This is a genomic window from Streptomyces sp. NPDC029292, from assembly GCF_055569295.1.
Genome location: NZ_JBVHXR010000004.1, coordinates 325,444 through 342,988, shown reverse-complemented (window position 1 = coordinate 342,988; position 17,545 = coordinate 325,444). Strand labels below are relative to the sequence as shown.

Sequence of the window (17,545 nt, the reverse complement as noted above, 5' to 3'; positions counted from 1 at the left end):
TTCTACGGTGGTGGTGTGACAGTCGAGCGCCGCCGTCCGTCAGGGGAGCAGGCTGTCCAGTGGAACGTGCGGGTCGGCGAGCACCTCGGTGTCCACCTGGGCCCGGGATCGGATCAGCTGTTGGATCGGCTCCGTGACGTCCCACACATTCACGTTCATCCCGGCCAGCACCCGCCCGTCCTTCAGCCAGAAGGCGATGAAGTGCCGCTTGCCCGCGTCACCGCGGATCACCACTTGGTCGTACGTCCCCGGGGGCGCCCAGCCCGAGTACTCGAGCCCGATGTCGTACTGGTCGGAGAAGAAATAGGGCACGCGGTCGTACGTCAGCTCGCGGCCCAGCATCGCGCGGGCGGCGGCCGGTCCGCCGTTGAGGGCGTTGGCCCAGTGCTCGACGCGCAGCCGGGTGCCGAAGAGGGTGTGGTGGAAGGCGGCGACATCACCGGCCGCGTAGATGTCGGGGTCGGAGGTGCGCAGCCGCTCGTCGACCGCGATGCCGCCGCCGTGCGCGCGGCCGGCGATCTCCAGGCCTGCGGCCTCGGCGAGCCCGGTGCGCGGCGCCGCGCCGATGGCCGCCAGCACGTCGTGCGCCGGGTGCTCCTCGCCGTCGTCGGTGCGGGCGGCGAGCACCATGCCGTCCTGGCCGACGATCTCGGTGAGCCGGACGCCGAAGTGGAAGCGGACGCCGTGCTCGCGGTGCAGCTCGGCGAAGACGTTGCCCAGCTCGGGGCCGATGACCGCGTGCAGCGGGGTCGGCTCGGGTTCGACGACGGTGACCTCGGCGCCGTACTCGCGGGCCGCGGCCGCGACCTCCAGGCCGATCCAGCCCGCGCCCGCGATCACGATGTGCCCGTTGTCGCGGCCGAGGGCGGCGAGGACACCCTTGAGCCGCTCGGCGTGGGCGAGGCGGCGCAGGTGGTGGACTCCGGCGAGATCCGTGCCCGGGATGTCGAGCCTGCGGGGCTCGGCGCCGGTCGCGAGGAGCAGCTTGTCGTAGTGGACGAGGGTGCCGTCGTCGCCGAAGCGGACGGTCTTCGCGGTGCGGTCGATGGCGTCGACGGTCTGGCCGAGGTGCAGCTCGACGTCGTTCTGCGCGTACCAGGCGGGCTCGTGCACGAAGACGCTGTCGCGTTCTTCCTTGCCGAGGAGATAGCCCTTGGACAGGGGCGGGCGTTCGTAGGGGTGGTCACGTTCGTCGCAGATCAGTATCACCCGGCCGGTGAAGCCCTCCGCTCGGAGTGTCTCGGCCGCCTTCGCGCCGGCCAGACCTCCTCCGACGATGACGAATGTCTGATCCGCGTCGACCACTTGATGCCTCCTCGTAAGGATGTCGCCACATGCGAGCGTCCCGCACGGAGCGTGATGCGGGAAGAGGGAGTGGCCCGATCAGGCCACGCAGGGTCACGCTCCGCCGCCTCCATGGGATCGCGTGGTGAGCCTGAGATGCAGGGAACGCGCCGAGGCGTCCGAGAGCGAAGCAATCTGGTCGACGATCACGCGCTTGCGGGCGCGGTCGTCGGGCGCGTGGTCGAACAGTGCGCGGAACTGCGGGTCCAGGCCGTCCGGCGCGCGGACGGTGAGCGCCTCGGCCAGCTCGGCGACGACGATCCGCTGGTCGGCACGGAGCCGCTCCTGTTCGGCGCGCTGCATGACGTACCGGTCGGCGACCGCCTTGAGGACCGCGCACTCGTGGCGCGCGCCGCGGGGGACGACGAGCTCCGCCGCGTACCGCGTGAGCCGCCCGCTGCCGTACGTCGCGCGCGTGGCGCCCTCGGCCGCCAGGCAGAAGCGCCCGATGAGCTGGCTGGTGGCGTCCTTCAACCGGGCCTGGGCGACGGCCGATCCGTCGTACCCGTGCGGCCACCACTCCTGGTCCAGGAGCCGGTCGAGGGCCTCGGACAGCTCGGCCGGGTGGGTGTCCGCGGGCACGTACCGCCCGATGGCGACCGCGAAGATCTCCTGCCGTTCGGGCTCGGCGTGCAGACAGTTGGGGTCGATGTGGCCCGCGTGCAGACCGTCCTCGACGTCGTGCACCGAGTACGCCACGTCGTCCGACCAGTCCATGACCTGGGCCTCGAAGCAGGTGCGGGTGCCGGGGGTGCCCTTGCGGACCCAGTCGAAGACCGGCCGGTCGTCCTCATAGACCCCGAATTTCGGCGACTTGGGGTCGGTGGGGTGGGCGCCGCGCGGCCAGGGGTACTTGGTGGCGGCGTCGAGGGCCGCGCGGGTGAGGTTGAGTCCGACGCTGACGAGCTCGTCGGTCTCGGTGCTGGTGACAAACCGCTTCGGCTCGATCCTCGTCAGCAGCCGCAGCGACTGCGCGTTGCCCTCGAAGCCGCCGCAGTCCTCCGCGAACTCGTTCAGCGCCTGTTCGCCGTTGTGTCCGAAGGGCGGGTGGCCCAGGTCGTGCGAGAGGCAGGCCGCCTCGACGAGGTCGGGGTCGCAGCCGAGGGCGGCGCCGAGCTCGCGGCCGACCTGGGCGCACTCCAGGGAGTGCGTCAGACGCGTACGCGGGCTGGCGTCCCAGGCCTGGCTCCGGGTGCCCGGGGTGACGACCTGGGTCTTGCCCGCGAGCCTTCGCAGGGCGGCGGAGTGCAGCACGCGCGCGCGGTCGCGCTGGAAGGCGGTGCGGCCGGGGCGCTTGTCGGGCTCGACGGCCCAGCGCTCGACGGCGGACTCGTCGTAGGCGAGCTGACCGTGGGGCGTGGCCTGGTCGTCGTGCGTGATGTGGTCTTCGGATGCCTTCGGTGCAGTGCCTTCCATGCCCCGACAGTAAACGCAGGCAGTGACAAACGGGACGCAAGCGGCTGGGTTCAGGCCGAGGCCAGCGCGCGCTCCGGGGCGGGCTCGGGGGTCGCGACGGCCTGGTCGTAGCGGTGCAGGACGAGGCGGGCCATCGCCGGGTGGTCGCCCAGCGGCTCGGCGGCGAGCCAGGGGGCGGCCTCGGCGCTCTGCGTGGCGAAGCGGCCGGGGGCGGTGAAGTACGAGGCGACGGCGATCCGGTGGCGGCCGCGGGCGCCGAGGGCGCGCAGGGCGGCGGGGACGGTGGGTGCGGCGGCGGACGCGTAGGCCGGGACGACGGGGACGCCCAGTCGCTCGGCGAGCAGGTGGGCGGTGCGGCGGGTGTCGACGGCCGCGTCGGGGTCGCGGGACCCGGCGGCGGCGAGCACGACACCGCTCGCGCGGCGGGCGGTGTCGCTCATCCTCGTCCGCCAGCCGGCCTCGACGAGCCGTGCGTACAGCGTCTCGACGAGCAGCGGGTGCGGGCCGAGCGGGGCGGCGACGCGGGTGCGGACGTGCGGGGCGGCGGCCGCGGCGTCGGGGATGTCCTGCTTGACGTGGTAGCCGCGGCTGAGCAGCAGCGGTACGAGGACGGCGTCGCTCTTGGCATCGAGGGCGGCGAGCGTGTCGGAGAGCAGGGGCTCGTTCAGCTCGATGTGCCCCAGGTGCACGGACAGGTGGGGGCGCAGCTCGCGGATCCGCTCGATCAGGGTGCGTACGGTGCTCAGCGTGCGCGGGTCGCGGCTGCCGTGCGCCACGAGGACGAGCGCGGGCGGTGCCGGGCGGCGCGTGCCGTTGAGCGAGACGAGGCTGAGCTGGCTGCCGAGCTGGCTGGTGATCGCGTTCATGAGTTGCGCCGTACTGTCGAGGTGGGCGCCACGGAGCGGCTGGCCACCGGGGCGATGCTGGGACTCGTCGCGAAGAGGGTTCGACGCCGTCATGGAGTGATCCTGGCGGCAGGAGGTTGCGACACCGTTGCGCGGGCATGACGGGTGTTTTCCGGGGGTTCACGATGGGACGTGCGGGGTGTGTGAGCCTTCGTGACCTGCGGTGACGGATCCCCGAGTGAACCTGGTCACTTCGTGGCCGCGAACCGGAACGCCTTACGGTGCGTCCCCATCTGTCGAATGCCGACGCCACACGACGCCATACGACGCCATACGACGCCATACGACGCCATACGACGCCATACGACGCCACCGCTGGGGGACACCGATCATGCGCCTGCCGCGCCCGAGCATCCGTAGACCGTCGTTCCCGCGCACGCGCCGGGGGCAGCGGCGGGCGGTGCAGGGGCTCATGCTGCTGTGCGTGCTCGCGCTGCTTCCGGCGACCTGGATGTACGTGGTGACCGGCGACCGGCTGCGCACGACGGCGGACGTCCCGCGCGCCCAGGTCGCGGTGGTCTTCGGCGCGGGCCTGTGGGACGGCGAACCGTCGCCCTACCTCGCCCACCGCCTCGACGCGGCGGCGAAGCTGTACCGGGACGGGCGGATCGAGGTCGTGCTCGTCACCGGGGACAACAGTCGCAAGGACTACGACGAGCCGGACGCGATGCGGGCGTATCTGACCGAGCGGGGGGTGCCCGACCGGCGGATCGTCAGCGACTACGCCGGGTTCGACACGTGGGACTCGTGCGTGCGCGCCAAGAAGATCTTCGGCGTCGACCGGGCCGTGCTGATCAGCCAGGGGTTCCACATCCGGCGGGCGGTCGCCCTGTGCCAGGCGGCGGGTGTCTCGTCGTACGGGATCGGGGTCGACGCCAAGCATGACGCCACCTGGTACTACGGGGGTGCGCGGGAGGTCTTCGCGGCGGGGAAGGCCGCGCTGGACGCGGTGTTCAAGCCCGATCCCCGGTTCCTGGGGCCGAAGGAGTCGGGGGTTGCTCGGGCGTTGGGTGCGGGGCGGTAGGGGTTGGATCGAGTGGCGTACGAAGAGGCCGACGTGCTCGCCGGGGCGGACGCCCTCACGGCGCTCTTCTGCCGGCCGGGAGGTCCCCGTCCCGGCCGCGTAACGCTCCCCGCCCCGGCACGTAACACGCCCGACGCACGCTGAGCGGTATGAACACCACCGCGACGCCCACTCACTGCCCGTACTGCGCCCTGCAGTGCGGGATGAATCTGACGCCCACGCCCGGCGGCGGCGTCGAGGTGAGCGAGCGCGCGGACTTCCCGGTGAACCGGGGCGCGCTGTGCGGCAAGGGCCGTACGGCGCCCGAGGTGCTCTCCTCCCGGGTACGGCTGGCCTCCCCGCTCGTCCGGAACGCGGGTGTTCTGGAGCCCGCGACCTGGGACGAGGCTCTCGCCCGGATCACCGAGGGGTTGTCCCGCACGCGCACGGAGCATGGCCCGGACGCGTGCGGGGTCTTCGGCGGGGGCGGGCTGACGAACGAGAAGGCGTACGCGCTCGGAAAGTTCGCCCGTGTCGTCCTCGGCACCTCGCAGATCGACTACAACGGCCGCTTCTGCATGTCGTCCGCGGCGGCGGCCGGAATCAGGGCATTCGGCCTCGACCGGGGACTTCCCTTCCCACTGGAGGACATCCCGAAGACCGGCTGTGTGATCCTCGTCGGCTCGAATCTCGCCGAGACGATGCCGCCCGCGCTGCGCTATCTCACGGAGCTGAAGGAGAACGGCGGCACCCTGATCGTCATCGACCCGCGCCGGACCCGTACGGCCGACCAGGCCGACCTGCATCTGGCACCGCGCCCGGGTACGGACCTGGCGCTCGCGCTGGGGCTGCTGCATCTGATCGTGGCCGAGGGGCGGACGGACGAGGAGTACATCCAGGCCCGTACGAGCGGCTGGGAGGAGGCGCGGGCGGCGGCCATGGCGCACTGGCCCGAGTACGTGGAGCGGATCACGGGGGTGTCCGTTCCACAACTCCGGGAAGCCGTAAGGCTGTTCTGTGAGCCGGAGACCGCCATGGTGCTCACCGCGCGCGGGCCCGAGCAGCAGTCCAAGGGCACCGACACGGTGGGCGCGTGGATCAACCTGTGTCTGGCGACCGGGCGGGCGGGGCGTCCGCTGTCCGGCTACGGCTGTCTCACCGGGCAGGGCAACGGGCAGGGCGGACGCGAACACGGCCAGAAGGCCGACCAGTTGCCCGGCTACCGCAAGCTGACGGACCCGGCGGCGCGCCGCCATGTGGCCGAGGTGTGGGGCGTGGACCCGGACTCGCTGCCGGGCCCGGGGCGGAGCGCGTACGAACTGCTCGACGCGATGGGCACGGACATCCGCTCGCTGCTGCTGATGGGCTCGAACCCGGTGGTGTCCGCGCCCCGGGCCGCGCACATCGAGGAGCGGCTGAAGTCGCTGGACTTCCTGGCGGTCGCGGACGTCGTCCTCTCCGAGACGGCCGCCCTCGCCGACGTCGTCCTCCCGGTCACCCAGTGGGCCGAGGAGACGGGCACGACCACCAACCTGGAGGGGCGTGTCCTGCTGCGCCGCCAGGCGATCACCCCTCCCGACGGCGTACGCAGCGACCTCGACGTCCTGCACGAACTGGCCGCCCGCCTCGGCGTCGAGAAGGGCTTCCCGTCGGACCCGGAGGAGGTCTTCGAGGAGCTGCGCCGGGCGAGCGCGGGCGGGGCGGCGGACTACTCGGGGATCACGTACCGCCGCCTGGCGGAGGAGAACGGGGTGTTCTGGCCGTGCCCGGCGCCCGACGTCACCGAGGACTGCGAGGACGCCGCGCTGGACCTGCCGCCGGACGACCCGGCGGGCGACGGCGCGCCGGCCGTGCTGCCCGAAGACCCCGGCAGTGACTCCCCGGACGCGCCGCACCCCGGCACGCCCCGCCTCTTCCTCGACCGTTTCGCCACCGAGGACGGCCGGGCGTGCTTCGTCCCCGTGTCCCATCGGGCGTCCGCCGAGGAGCCGGACGACGAGTACCCGGTGCTGCTGACCACCGGGCGGGTGGTCGCGCAGTACCAGTCGGGCGCGCAGACGCGCCGGGTCGACGAGCTGAACGCCGCCGCTCCCGGGCCCTTCGTGGAGATGCATCCGCGGCTGGCGGAGCGGCTGGGGGCGGCGGAGGGGGACGCCGTGGCGGTGGTGTCACGGCGCGGGCGGGCCGTCGCACCGGCGCGGATCACGAACACCATCCGCCCCGACACCGTGTTCATGCCCTTCCACTGGCCGGGCGAGGGCCGGGCCAACACCCTGACCAATCCGGCCCTCGACCCGACCTCGCGGATGCCGGAGTTCAAGGTATGCGCGGTGCGGGTGGAGGCGGTGAACTAGGGGTATCGGTCCGGGGGTTGGGAACTGCTGTGGCTTGACTGAGTTCGAGCGCGTTCTGACGTGCATGAGTCCTCACCTGTACTGACAAGGCCCCGTGGCTTCCCTCCGGCCTGATCCGCCGGACAGGCCCTAGCGGTTCCGGGGCGGGCGGCGAACCACCGTTCCAGAGGGCGGCGGCGAACCACGCGGTCACCGGGCGTGCCAGTCCCCGCTCTCGATGAGCTTCCCCCGCGCCCGCAGCCGTGCCGCGACACCCGGCGCGGCCACGTACACCCACGCCCGCACGACCGCCCCGTCCGCGAGGGCGACGTCCCGCGCCACCCGCTCGTACAGGTTGCGCGGATCGCCCGGCACGTACTCCTCCAACCGGTCGAGCGCCCTGAGCAGCTCCTCGTACGCCTGAGGCAGCGCGGTCACGACTTCCCCGCTCACCACTTCCCCGGGTTCCTCGACGGCGTACGGATACCCGGGGCCGTCGTACAGCGCGATCCCCCGCATGCGCCCCGGCTCCTCGGACTGCGTACGTCCGCGCAGGAACAGGTCGTGGTTGCGCTCGCCGGGACGCAGGGTGCCGTAGACGAAGAAGGGCAGCCGCACCTCGTTTGCCTCATCCACCTCGCCCACCCCGTCCGCCCTGTGCACCCCGTCCGCCTCGGTCAAGAGGCCGTCTCCTGCTCCAGCCACCGGAGGTAGTCCGCGCTTCCCCGGACGACCGGGGTCGCGATGATCTCGGGTGTGTCGTAGTCGTGCGCGTCGCGCAGGTACGCCTCCAGCGCGTCGTAGCGGGCGCCCGTCGTCTTGAACAGCACCTGCCACTCGACGGCGGTCTCCACGGCCCCCTTCCACCGGTAGACGGAGGTGACCGGGCCGGCGATCTGCGCGCAGGCCGCGGCCCGCGCCTGAACCGCGCCGCGGGCGAGCGCCTCCGCCTTCTCTGCGGCGTCGGTCGTGGTCAGCACGGTCAGCCAGTCGGCCGTGGCCATGATCGTCTCTCTTTCGGTCCTTCACGGAAGCCCTCACACAGGCCTTTGCAGAAACGATTCTCACCCCTCACACACCCACACACATCCGCCAGTACGCGCTCTGGACATGCCATGTCATGGACCTTTAAATCTGAGTCAACTTCAGCGCCGCCCCCACACGCCCCCCACGCGCCCCAGGCGCCTTTCCTAGGAGACCGATGAGCCGGACAGGACATATCCGAGGTTCCCGTCTCGCCACCGCGGGCATAGCCGCGGCCGCCACCGGCCTGCTGGCCGCCGCGCTGACCCCGACCGCGAACGCGGCCGACCTGCCGAGCCGGACCGCCGCCCTGAGCAACGCCGCCACGGCCCTCGTCGACGAGGCCGCGCGGCTGGGCCTGACGTCCGCCGAGGGCACCAGCGTCCGGGACGTCGTCATCGACGCGGACGGCAGCCAGCATGTGCGGTACGACCGCACGTATCGCCAACTCCCCGTACTGGGCGGCGACCTCGTGGTCCACCTCGCACCGAACGGCTCCTACCGTGGCGCCAGCAGGGCCACCACCGGCGACCTCGCCGTACCCACCATCAAGCCCGCGCTCTCCTCCCCGAAGGCCGCCGACCTCGCCGCCGCCGCCCTGCGCGCCGCGAACCTCGGCGAGACGCTGAAGAAGGTGACGGCCAAGCCCCAGCTGGTCGTCGACGCCCTGCACGGCGCGCCCAAGCTGGCCTGGCGGACGGAGACTTCGGGCCAGGACTCGCTCGGCAATCCGGTCGGCCGTGTCGTCCTCACCGACGCGCGCACCGGCAAGCAGATCGACGCCTGGGACAGCATCGAGACGGCGACCGGAGACGGGAAGTCGCTGTACAGCGGCACGGTTCCGCTGGCGACGACCCTGTCCGGATCGACGTACCAGCTCAAGGATCCGACGCGCGGAAGCACGTACACCGGCGACGCGCAGAACAAGACCGACACCTGCATCCTGACCATCTGCGTCAGCCGCGCCCCCGCCGTCGTGTTCACGGACACCGACAACCACTGGGGATCCGGGGCGGCTTCGGACCGCTCCTCGGCGGCCGTCGACGCCCAGTACGGCACCAACACCACCTGGGACTACTACAAGAACGTGCACGGCCGCAGCGGCATCGCGGGCGACGGCAAGGGCTCGTACAACCGGGTGCACTACGGGACCAACTACAACAACGCCTTCTGGGACGACAACTGCTTCTGCATGACGTACGGCGACGGTGACGGGACGACGTTCGGTCCGCTGGTCGCGCTCGACGTGGCCGGTCACGAGATGTCGCACGGCGTCACGTCCAAGACCGCGGCGCTCACGTACTCGGGAGAGTCCGGCGGGCTCAACGAGGCGACCTCGGATATCTTCGGCACCCTCGTCGAGTTCTACGCGGCCAACTCCTCCGATCCCGGCGACTACCTGATCGGCGAGAAGATCGTCCGCTCGGGCTTCGGCAAGACGGCCCTGCGCTTCATGGACAAGCCGTCCAAGGACGGCAACTCGGCGGACTGCTGGAGCAGTTCGGTGGGCAACCTGGACGTCCACTACTCCTCCGGCGTCGCGAACCACTTCGCGTATCTGCTGGCCGAGGGCAGCGGCGCGAAGACGGTCAACGGGGTCAGCTACAACTCCCCGACCTGCAACGGCGCGACGGTGACGGGGATCGGCCGGGCCAAGCTCGGCAAGATCTGGTACCGCGCCCTCACCGTCTACATGACGTCCTCGACGAAGTACGCGGGCGCGCGGACGGCGACCCTGAGCGCGGCGAAGGATCTGTACGGCGCGGGCAGCACGGAGTACAACGCGGTGGCTGCGGCTTGGTCCGCGGTGTCCGTGAGCTGACCCGCGGTCTGGGGGTCGCGAGCTGATCCCGGGGTCTGGTGATCGTGAGCCGACCCGGGGGTCGAGTGGTACGGAGGGAGGTCATGCCGAGGAGCCGCTGGCGGGAAGCACCCCCAAGTGCGTTTGCAGAAAGCGCACTTGACGCCACAGCAGCTTCTCGGCGATGGCCGTACCCATCGCCTGGTGGCCGATGCCGGGCAGGAGGAGCACCTCGTGCGGGCGTCCGGCCGTGCGCAGGGCGTCGGACAGGCGCAGGGTGTGGGCCGGATGGACCTTGGCGTCGGCCAGGCCGTGGACCAGGAGCAGCGGCCGGGTGAGCCCTGGTGCCGCCCGCAGCAGCGAGTACTCCTCGTACCGTTCGGGGAAGTCGTCGGGATGGCCGAGGACCCGCTCGCGCCAGTGGGCGTCATAGAGCCGCTGGTCGGCGACTGCCGCTCCGGCCACCGCGGCGTGGAAGACGTCCGGGTGGCGCAGTACGGCCAGCGCCGCGAGGGAGCCGGCGAAGGACCAGCCACGGATGCCGACCCGCCCGAGATCGAGTTCGGGGTGGCGGCGGGCCGCTTCGTGCAGGGCGGTCACCTGGTCCTCGAGCACCGGCCCGAACAGGTCGCCGTGGACCTCGCGTTCCCAGTCGGGTCCGCGCCCCGGCGTGCCGCGCCCGTCGGTCACCAGGACCGCGAAGCCCTGCTCGGCGAACCACTGCGCCACCAGGCATCGCCAGTCGAGTTCGGTGGTGACCCGCTGCCTGCCCGCCCCGCCGTAGGGGTCGAGCAGGACCGGTAGCCGCCCGCTGTCCGGACGGTGCCAGGAGGGGAGGTGGAGTGCGGCGCGCAGCTCGCGCGGGCCGAGAAGGAGCCGGGTCGCGGGTACGTCGAGCACCGGCCGTTCGGCGAGGGACGCGACCGGGACGGTCGGCTGCCCCTCCCGCAGGACGGCGGTGCGTCCGCCCGGCCGGTCCGCGCACCGGGCCACCCGCACCAGGGTCCCGTCGCGCCGTACACCGGTGTGCACGCCCGGCTCGACGCTCAACCGCCGGATGCCGCCCGGTGGGGTCGGGGCGCGGATCGGTCACCGGGCCCTCGGTCGGCAGCCGCCGGGCCCGGCCTCCGGCGGCGTTCACCGTCCACAGCCCGCCGTCGAGCGAGAACGCGATGAGGCCCGCGGCCAGGTCGGTGGCGTAGGCCCCGATCCCGGCGGCGGCCTGCTCCGGTGCGTCGAGCAGCGTCACGGGATCGGCGAGCAGTCGCTCCGTCCCTGAGTCGAGGTCGAGAGCCCACAGACACGCCACCGGATCGTCACCGGCGCGGCTGCGCAGGAACAGCACGGCCGCTCCGTTCGACGCGACCGTGAACTGTTCGGGGACACCCAGAGTGAAGCGCCGCGTGCGAACGAGCTGAGCAGGCAGAGAAACCGTTGTCACTCCGGACACCCTGCCCCCGGCACACGCATTGAAACAAGTGTTCGATACGCTCCTCTCCGGGTGCGTTTCCGTGGCACTGAAAGGCTCCTTGGGCGACTGGCGCCGCAAGACCTTGCGGACGCGCACCGCGATCCTTGGGAAGATCCTTCCGTCCGTCGGCGATGACGAGTACGGGACCAAGTACTTCACGCTCTTGTACGAGATGGCCGTGCCGGCGGCCGAACTCGACGACGCTCGGGGCGAGTAGCGCTGGAAGGCCGCCCGCCCAGCGGGTTGTGGCCGCACTCGCTCCAGGCGGCTGCCCCGTGGCAGGGTGACGGACATGATGTCGCTGGGGGCGTCCAGTTCGATGCGGCTCCATCGCCCGCGCGGCACGATGGCCGCGGTTCCAGCCTGAACGGCCCCGCTCCTCAAACGCCGGACGGGCTAAGAATCAGCCCGTCCGGCGTTTGAGGAGCGGGGTCTGGGGCGGAGCCCCAGGGGACGGGAATGGGTAGGGGCGGAGGGGGCGAAAACAACCCCCACCCCCTACCCACCGTACGGCCGCCTCCCCTTCGCCTCTCTCAACGCCAGCGCCCACCACGCAAGTTGGTCAAGCATCGTCTCGACGGCAGCCGCCGGACCGACAGAGTCACGAGGCCGGCCCTCCCCGTCGAAGACGGCACCCGCACCGTGGAAAGACACGGTGTCCCGCACCGTCACGGCGTGCAGCTCGGCGAAGACCTGCCGGAGGTGTTCGACGGCACGCAGCCCCCCGGAGAGCCCGCCGTAGGAGACGAGAGCGACGGGCTTGGCGCGCCACTCGGCGTAGTGCCAGTCGATGAGGTTCTTCAGGCCGGCGGGGAAGGAGTGGTTGTACTCAGGGGTGAGGACGACGAACGCGCCGGCGCCGGAGAGGGCGGGCGTGACCTTCGCCAGCTCGGCGGCCACCGAGGGGGACGGAGAGTGCGAGAGCGTCATGGGAAGCTCGACCGAGGCGACGTCTACGACCTCGGGGACGAAGTCGTCGCGCTCACGGATCCGGTCCAGCAGCCAGTCGGCGACGACGGGACCGAAGCGGCCCTCACGGTTGCTGCCGATGACCACGACGACCCGCACCGGGGTCTCGGACGCCTGAACGGGGACGGTGGAGGCGGTGGAGGCAGTGGAGTCCGTGGACTCGGCTGTGGCTGTGTTCATGACGCACAGCCTCATACCTCAACCTTTATCGAGGTCAAGATGTCGAGGTCAAAGTCGAGATCAATGTCGAAATCGAGTCGCCGTCCCGGAGCCCCGGCCGCGACCCCGGTCACCCGTTCACACCCGCACCCCGCGCTCTTCCGGCTCTCTTCGGCGACACACCAGCCACACGCCGGTGACCTGCCGGAATGCCATCGAGGCAGCCCCCGGGAACACCTCATCTGACACCCATTCACATCAATTCTGACGTTCCATCAGGAAGCGCGCGCGGTCATGTGCCACTTACCTCAGTAAGGCAGGGGCACGACCGACGCAGCGACACTTGGGGGTGTCGCGGGCCGCGCCCTCTCGGAGGAGCAAGCACGATGCGACGTACCGCCCGCCTGCTGACCGGTACCGCGCTCGCCGTCGCCGCCGCGGGCCTCGCCACCGCGCCCGCGTACGGCGGGGACACGGAGCACCTGGAGGTATTCCCGTCCACCGTCACCCCGGGCTCCGCCGTCACCGTGAACACGGCGGCGTGCGGCGCGGACGGCTCGGCGGAGGGCAACGCCAGCGCGGTGGGCGCGGGCACGTTCACGCTCGCCCCCAGCGCGCACGAGGGAGACGCGATCGGACAGTTCCGGGTGCCGCCGAGCGCGCAGCCGGGGACGTACGAGATCGTCGCGAAGTGCTCCGGCGGGCGGCAGGTCACGGGCGACCTGATGGTGACCCTGACGTCCACGCGCGCACAGATCCAGCCACGCGGAAGTGTGAAGACGGGGGTCGGCGGCGCACTCGGCACCGACACCGTGCAGACCGCGGCGGGAGTGGCGGCCCTGGCCGTCGCCGCCGCGGGCGGTACCTGGCTCCTGCATCGCCGGGCGAGAGGCGACGGGATCTGACGGACACCCTCCGCTGTCCGTCCACCGGTACCGCCGTCCCCTCCCCCTCCGTGGCCCGACGCCCCTCGCGGCCCGGAGGGGGACGGGACCCAGAGAGAACGGGACCCCGAGAGGAGGCTCACGTGCGCCGTCCCAGCGAGCCCGGCCAGGCCTTCAAGACCTTCAAGACCGAACAGACCAGATGGACCAGACAAGCCAGATGGACCAGAGAAGTCAGACAAGTCAGGCGGGCCGGACGGGCCGGACCGGCCAGACCGGCCGGCCATGTCGGCAACATCGCCATAGCATCCGTCACCGTCGTCGCCCTCTGCTCCGGCGCGTGGCTGCTGCGCAGCGGCGCCGAGACCCACCCGCCGCCCCAGCCGTCCGCCGCCCAAGCGGGCACCATCAGGTCGCCGGGCGCCGCCGAACAGGCCACCCCCGCGCTCCGGCATTCCCCGCCCGACCGCATCCGCATCCCCGCGATCCGCGTGAACGCCCCCTTGATGGGCCTCGGTCTCACCCCGCAGGGCAGCCTGGACGTCCCGCCCGCCGCGGAGAAGAACCTCGCCGGCTGGTACGAGGCCGGCACCACCCCCGGCGAGACGGGCACCTCCATCGTCGCCGGACACGTCGACAACGCCGAGGGACCCGCCGTCTTCTACGACCTCGGCGCCCTCAAGAAGGGCAGCGCCATCGAGGTGGAGCGCCGCGACGGCTCCACGGCGGTCTTCACCGTCGACGCCGTCGAGGTCTACGACGCGCGGAACTTCCCCGACGACAAGGTGTACGGCGCCGCACACCGCCCCGAGCTGCGCGTCATCACCTGCGGAGGCGGCTACTCCAGGACGACGGGGTATCAGGGAAACGTGGTGGTGTTCGCCCATCTGACGGGGAGCCGGGTCAGCTGACGGGGAGCGGGACCGACTGACGGGGAGAGCCGGACCGGCTGACCGATCACGCTGACACAGCGACGCCCCGCCAGCCCCGCTGGCCCCGCTGGCCCCGCCACCGCACTACGCGATCCACTGCTGATACGCCAGGTTCGCCACCAGCGCGAAGACCACCGTCAGCAGCACGACCCGGACGAATCCGCTGCCCTTCTTGAGCGCGGTGCGCGCCCCGACGGTGCCGCCGACCAGGTTGAAGACGGCCATCAGTGCGGCCAGTTGCCAGTGGACCGTGCCCTTCCAGGCGAACGTGGCGAGGGCGCCCGCGTTGGTGCAGCAGTTGACGATCTTGACGGTGGCGGAGGCGGTCACCAGATCGAAGTGCAGGAGCGCGGTGAGGGCGAGCACGAGGAACGTACCCGTGCCGGGGCCGATCAGCCCGTCGTAGAAGCCGATGCCGAGGCCCGCGAGCCCGATCGCGGCGAGGACGCGGCGCGCGGAGACGGGAGCGGTGGAGGACGCCGTACCGAAGGCGGGCCGGAGGATGACGAAGGTTCCGACGCCGAGCAGGACGACCATGACGACCGGCTTCAGCACCTCGGTGCTCAGCCCGGCCGCGACGAACGCCCCCGCCGTCGAACCGGCCAGTGCCGCGAGCCCGATCCGTACGGCCAGCCGCACATCGACGGGCGCCTTGCGCGCGTACGTCACCGCCGCGCCCGTCGTGCCGACGATCGCCACCGCCTTGTTCGTGCCGAGCGCGTACGCCGCCGGGGTGCCGCTCGGCAGCCCGAGCAGCAGCGCGGGGAGCAGGAGCAGCCCACCGCCACCGACGACCGCGTCGATCCAGCCCGCCGCGAGGGAGGCGAGGCAGAGTACGGCGACCATGGTCAGGGATATGTCGGGCATGATCGGGACCCTATGGACGAGGTAGATGTGCCGTCCATGAATCCCTGGAGAGTTGAGGGACTTCTGAGCTTCGCCGGACCCTCGCGGGACCTTCGCGGGACCTTCGCGCTCAGAGTGCGCGGGCGCCGACGATCGCGGGCACCGGCGCGGCCTCCGGTGGCAAGTACAAGGGCGGCGGGGGCCCGGGGGGTCCGGGCGCAGCCACCGCCGGTGCCTGAGTCTCAGCCTCAGCCCGTCGTCTCCAAGTAACGCAGCACCGCCAGCACCCGCCGGTGACCGGTGTCCGACGGCGGCAGGTCGAGCTTCACGAAGATGTTGGCGATGTGTTTCTCGACGGCCCGTTCCGAGACGGTGAAGGACGCGGCGATCGCCTGGTTCGTACGGCCCTCGGCCATCAGCGCCAGAACCTCGCGCTCGCGGGGCGTGAGCGTGTCGAGGGCACGGGCACGGCGGCTCGCGCCGAAGAGCTGCGCGACGACCTCCGGGTCGAGGGCCGTACCGCCCCCGGCGACCCGCCGCATGGCGTCCACGAACTCACCTATGTCGACGACTCGTTCCTTGAGCAGATAGCCGAACCCGGAGGGATCGGAGAGCAGTTGGGTCGCGTACGTCGTCTCCACGTACTGGGAGAAGATCAGCACCCCGGTGCCGGGGTGGTCCTTCCGCAGTCGTACGGCCGCCCGGATCCCCTCGTCGGTCTGCGTCGGCGGCAGCCGGATGTCGACGACGGCGACGTCCGGACGGTGCTCGGCCACCGCCGCCAGCAGGGCGTCCGCGTCCCCCACGGCCGCGGCGACCTGCACGCCCCGCAGCTGGAGCAGCTGAACCAGCCCGTCACGCAGCAGGGCGGAGTCCTCGGCGATGACGACGCGCATGGGGCTCCCGTTCAAAAGGGGTCAGTTCAGTAAGGCAGCTCGACCGTTCAGTAAGGCAGCTCGACCGTTCAGTAAGGCAGCTCGACCGTTCAGTAAGGCAGCTCGACCGTGACCACCGTAGGCCCTCCCGGCGGGCTGTCGCAGGTGAGCGTGCCGTCGACGGTCCGTGCCCGGGTGAGCAGCCCGGTCAGACCCGATCCCGCGCCGATCACCGCTCCCCCGCGCCCGTCGTCCCGGACGCTCAGCCGCAGCAGCCCGTCCCGGGCGGTCACGGTGACCGTGGCGCCGCTCGCCCCGCTGTGCTTGGTCGCGTTGGCGAGGAGTTCGGTGGCGCAGAAATAGGCGATCGACTCGACCGCCGGGCTCGGGCGGGCGGCGATGTCGGTGGTGACCTCGACGGGCAGGGCGCTGCCGGCGGCGAGGGTGGCCAGGGCGGTGTCCAGGCCCTGGTCCAGTATCGGCGGGTGGATGCCCTTGACCAGGTGGCGCAGGTCGGCGATGGCCTGCGTGGCGTTGCCCTGGGCGGTGTCGACGACGGCGAGCAGCTGTTCTTGCCCGGCTCCCGTGCCGATCAGCTCGCGAATCATCGTGAGGTGCATCGCGAGGCCGACAAGCCGGGCCTGTGTCCCGTCGTGCAGGTCGCGCTCGATCCGCCGCAGGGTCGCCGCCGCGTCGTCCACGGCCTGGGCGCGGGTCTCCTCCAGGGTGCGGATACGCCGGTCGGCGGCGTCCGGGCCGAGCAGCACGGTGAGCAGGGCCCGGTGCGGGCCGAGGGCCAGCCGCAGCAGCCAGGACGCGGTGGCGAGGAGCAGCAGTCCGAGGGCCACGGGGATCAGCCAGCGTGGCCAGGAGTCGACCTGGAACCCGAAGAACTCCAGCGACACATGCCGCTCCGTGCCGTCGCTCGCCCGCACGGTGCGGTAGTTCCACTGCTTGACGAGCGGGTGGAGGGTGAGCAGGACGCCGTACGCGTATCCGATGACGACGGCGACGTACCCGAAGACGGCCGTGTACGGCGTCACCAGCGCGCATCCGACCGCGCGCCAGCCGCTCCGGTCGCTCAGCAGGGCCCGCCGCCAGCCCAGGATCCCGGCGCCCTCGCGCCGCGCCGGCTCCTCGATCTCCAGCCCCAACAAGAGCCGTGCGAGCCGGCGTTGGAGCCTGCCCAGCGCGAGGGCTCCCCTCACGGTGAGGGCAATCAGCCACAGTCCGAATGTGGTCACGGAGAGCACTCCGCCGACCGCCAGGCCCGCCAGGGTGAGGACGAATCCCACCAGGGCGAGCGGGAAAGCGATCACCGCGTAGAGGAGCGCGGCGAGGGCCTGCCGCCCGAAGGGGAATCTCAGCGTGGCGCGGAGGCGGTTCATGGGATCAACCTAGGGTCGGTGGGGTGAGAGGGGGGTGTGGCGGGTTCGGCAGCGCGGGACTCCGCCGCGGAGGGGGAGTTGAGCACCGCGGCCGCGGGGGGGGGGGGGGGGGGGGGGGGGGGGGGGGGGGGGGGGGGGGGGGGGGGTCGGGGGGGGGGGGGGGGGGGGGGGGGGGGGGGGGGGGGTGTTTGGTTTT

At 71.8% G+C, this 17,545-nt stretch carries 16 protein-coding genes; 6 read left to right on the top strand and 10 right to left on the bottom strand.

Annotated elements, in window-relative coordinates; translation table 11 throughout:
* Positions 1 to 39 precede the first annotated feature (39 nt).
* The 3 genes from ACZ4WS_RS12670 to ACZ4WS_RS12660 form a co-directional block, all read right to left on the bottom strand.
* Positions 40 to 1,305 (bottom strand): NAD(P)/FAD-dependent oxidoreductase, encoded by a 1,266-nt coding sequence (locus ACZ4WS_RS12670; protein ID WP_467979749.1) that lies wholly within the window; start codon positions 1,303 to 1,305, stop codon positions 40 to 42.
* A gap of 93 nt (positions 1,306 to 1,398) precedes the next feature.
* Complete coding sequence (locus ACZ4WS_RS12665) at positions 1,399 to 2,760, bottom strand: deoxyguanosinetriphosphate triphosphohydrolase (protein WP_467979747.1); 1,362 nt, start codon at positions 2,758 to 2,760, stop codon at positions 1,399 to 1,401.
* A gap of 50 nt (positions 2,761 to 2,810) precedes the next feature.
* The gene (locus tag ACZ4WS_RS12660) at positions 2,811 to 3,719 is read right to left on the bottom strand and encodes a sirohydrochlorin chelatase (RefSeq protein WP_467979745.1); all 909 of its coding nucleotides are present in this window, start codon (positions 3,717 to 3,719) and stop codon (positions 2,811 to 2,813) included.
* Between the two features lie 277 nt (positions 3,720 to 3,996).
* Between ACZ4WS_RS12660 and ACZ4WS_RS12655 the strand changes: the two genes are divergently transcribed.
* Both ACZ4WS_RS12655 and ACZ4WS_RS12650 read left to right on the top strand, forming a co-directional pair.
* Positions 3,997 to 4,689, top strand: coding sequence for a SanA/YdcF family protein (locus ACZ4WS_RS12655; RefSeq protein WP_467979743.1), 693 nt, complete (start codon positions 3,997 to 3,999; stop codon positions 4,687 to 4,689).
* Positions 4,690 to 4,838: 149 nt separating this feature from the next.
* Positions 4,839 to 7,022 carry a molybdopterin oxidoreductase family protein gene (locus ACZ4WS_RS12650; RefSeq protein WP_467979741.1) on the top strand — a complete coding sequence of 728 codons (2,184 nt, stop codon included), beginning with the start codon at positions 4,839 to 4,841 and terminating at the stop codon, positions 7,020 to 7,022.
* 189 nt (positions 7,023 to 7,211) lie between these two features.
* Here the strand turns inward: ACZ4WS_RS12650 and ACZ4WS_RS12645 are convergent, their stop codons facing one another.
* Entirely contained in the window at positions 7,212 to 7,619 is a 408-nt protein-coding gene (locus ACZ4WS_RS12645) for a gamma-glutamylcyclotransferase family protein (RefSeq protein ID WP_467979990.1), read from the bottom strand.
* A gap of 59 nt (positions 7,620 to 7,678) precedes the next feature.
* Positions 7,679 to 8,005 carry a divalent-cation tolerance protein CutA gene (gene cutA, locus ACZ4WS_RS12640; protein ID WP_467979739.1) on the bottom strand — a complete coding sequence of 109 codons (327 nt, stop codon included), beginning with the start codon at positions 8,003 to 8,005 and terminating at the stop codon, positions 7,679 to 7,681.
* Between the two features lie 197 nt (positions 8,006 to 8,202).
* Between cutA and ACZ4WS_RS12635 the strand changes: the two genes are divergently transcribed.
* Complete coding sequence (locus ACZ4WS_RS12635; protein ID WP_467979737.1) at positions 8,203 to 9,846, top strand: M4 family metallopeptidase; 1,644 nt, start codon at positions 8,203 to 8,205, stop codon at positions 9,844 to 9,846.
* Between the two features lie 81 nt (positions 9,847 to 9,927).
* Here ACZ4WS_RS12635 and ACZ4WS_RS12630 read toward each other — a convergent pair whose 3' ends face one another.
* On the bottom strand, positions 9,928 to 10,875 hold the full coding sequence (locus ACZ4WS_RS12630) for an alpha/beta hydrolase family protein (RefSeq protein WP_467979736.1): 948 nt from the start codon (positions 10,873 to 10,875) through the stop codon (positions 9,928 to 9,930).
* A gap of 461 nt (positions 10,876 to 11,336) precedes the next feature.
* Between ACZ4WS_RS12630 and ACZ4WS_RS12625 the strand changes: the two genes are divergently transcribed.
* Positions 11,337 to 11,513, top strand: coding sequence for a hypothetical protein (locus tag ACZ4WS_RS12625; protein WP_467979734.1), 177 nt, complete (start codon positions 11,337 to 11,339; stop codon positions 11,511 to 11,513).
* A gap of 281 nt (positions 11,514 to 11,794) precedes the next feature.
* Here ACZ4WS_RS12625 and ACZ4WS_RS12620 read toward each other — a convergent pair whose 3' ends face one another.
* Positions 11,795 to 12,445 carry an NADPH-dependent FMN reductase gene (locus ACZ4WS_RS12620; protein ID WP_467979732.1) on the bottom strand — a complete coding sequence of 217 codons (651 nt, stop codon included), beginning with the start codon at positions 12,443 to 12,445 and terminating at the stop codon, positions 11,795 to 11,797.
* Positions 12,446 to 12,810: 365 nt separating this feature from the next.
* Here ACZ4WS_RS12620 and ACZ4WS_RS12615 point away from each other — a divergent pair, with 365 nt between their 5' ends.
* The gene (locus ACZ4WS_RS12615) at positions 12,811 to 13,329 is read left to right on the top strand and encodes a hypothetical protein (RefSeq protein WP_467979731.1); all 519 of its coding nucleotides are present in this window, start codon (positions 12,811 to 12,813) and stop codon (positions 13,327 to 13,329) included.
* A 275-nt stretch (positions 13,330 to 13,604) separates the two neighbouring features.
* Complete coding sequence (locus ACZ4WS_RS12610; protein ID WP_467979989.1) at positions 13,605 to 14,219, top strand: class F sortase; 615 nt, start codon at positions 13,605 to 13,607, stop codon at positions 14,217 to 14,219.
* Positions 14,220 to 14,324: 105 nt separating this feature from the next.
* On the opposite strand, the gene ACZ4WS_RS12605 is transcribed toward ACZ4WS_RS12610, so the two are convergent.
* The 3 genes from ACZ4WS_RS12605 to ACZ4WS_RS12595 all read right to left on the bottom strand — a co-directional run bounded on the left by ACZ4WS_RS12605 (position 14,325) and on the right by ACZ4WS_RS12595 (position 17,349).
* Positions 14,325 to 15,107, bottom strand: coding sequence for a sulfite exporter TauE/SafE family protein (locus ACZ4WS_RS12605; RefSeq protein WP_467979730.1), 783 nt, complete (start codon positions 15,105 to 15,107; stop codon positions 14,325 to 14,327).
* A gap of 227 nt (positions 15,108 to 15,334) precedes the next feature.
* The gene (locus tag ACZ4WS_RS12600) at positions 15,335 to 15,982 is read right to left on the bottom strand and encodes a response regulator (RefSeq protein ID WP_467979728.1); all 648 of its coding nucleotides are present in this window, start codon (positions 15,980 to 15,982) and stop codon (positions 15,335 to 15,337) included.
* 89 nt (positions 15,983 to 16,071) lie between these two features.
* Positions 16,072 to 17,349 (bottom strand): sensor histidine kinase, encoded by a 1,278-nt coding sequence (locus ACZ4WS_RS12595; RefSeq protein ID WP_467979726.1) that lies wholly within the window; start codon positions 17,347 to 17,349, stop codon positions 16,072 to 16,074.
* Positions 17,350 to 17,545 lie beyond the last annotated feature (196 nt).

Coding starts and splice junctions, on each gene's coding strand:
- ACZ4WS_RS12605 (WP_467979730.1), bottom strand. CDS start 15,107: ATGCCCGACATATCCCTGACCATGGTCGCCGTACTCTGCCTCGCCTCC.
- ACZ4WS_RS12600 (WP_467979728.1), bottom strand. CDS start 15,982: ATGCGCGTCGTCATCGCCGAGGACTCCGCCCTGCTGCGTGACGGGCTG.
- ACZ4WS_RS12650 (WP_467979741.1), top strand. CDS start 4,839: ATGAACACCACCGCGACGCCCACTCACTGCCCGTACTGCGCCCTGCAG.
- ACZ4WS_RS12665 (WP_467979747.1), bottom strand. CDS start 2,760: ATGGAAGGCACTGCACCGAAGGCATCCGAAGACCACATCACGCACGAC.
- ACZ4WS_RS12635 (WP_467979737.1), top strand. CDS start 8,203: ATGAGCCGGACAGGACATATCCGAGGTTCCCGTCTCGCCACCGCGGGC.
- ACZ4WS_RS12595 (WP_467979726.1), bottom strand. CDS start 17,349: ATGAACCGCCTCCGCGCCACGCTGAGATTCCCCTTCGGGCGGCAGGCC.
- ACZ4WS_RS12655 (WP_467979743.1), top strand. CDS start 3,997: ATGCGCCTGCCGCGCCCGAGCATCCGTAGACCGTCGTTCCCGCGCACG.
- ACZ4WS_RS12615 (WP_467979731.1), top strand. CDS start 12,811: ATGCGACGTACCGCCCGCCTGCTGACCGGTACCGCGCTCGCCGTCGCC.
- ACZ4WS_RS12660 (WP_467979745.1), bottom strand. CDS start 3,719: ATGACGGCGTCGAACCCTCTTCGCGACGAGTCCCAGCATCGCCCCGGT.
- ACZ4WS_RS12620 (WP_467979732.1), bottom strand. CDS start 12,445: ATGAACACAGCCACAGCCGAGTCCACGGACTCCACTGCCTCCACCGCC.
- cutA (WP_467979739.1), bottom strand. CDS start 8,005: ATGGCCACGGCCGACTGGCTGACCGTGCTGACCACGACCGACGCCGCA.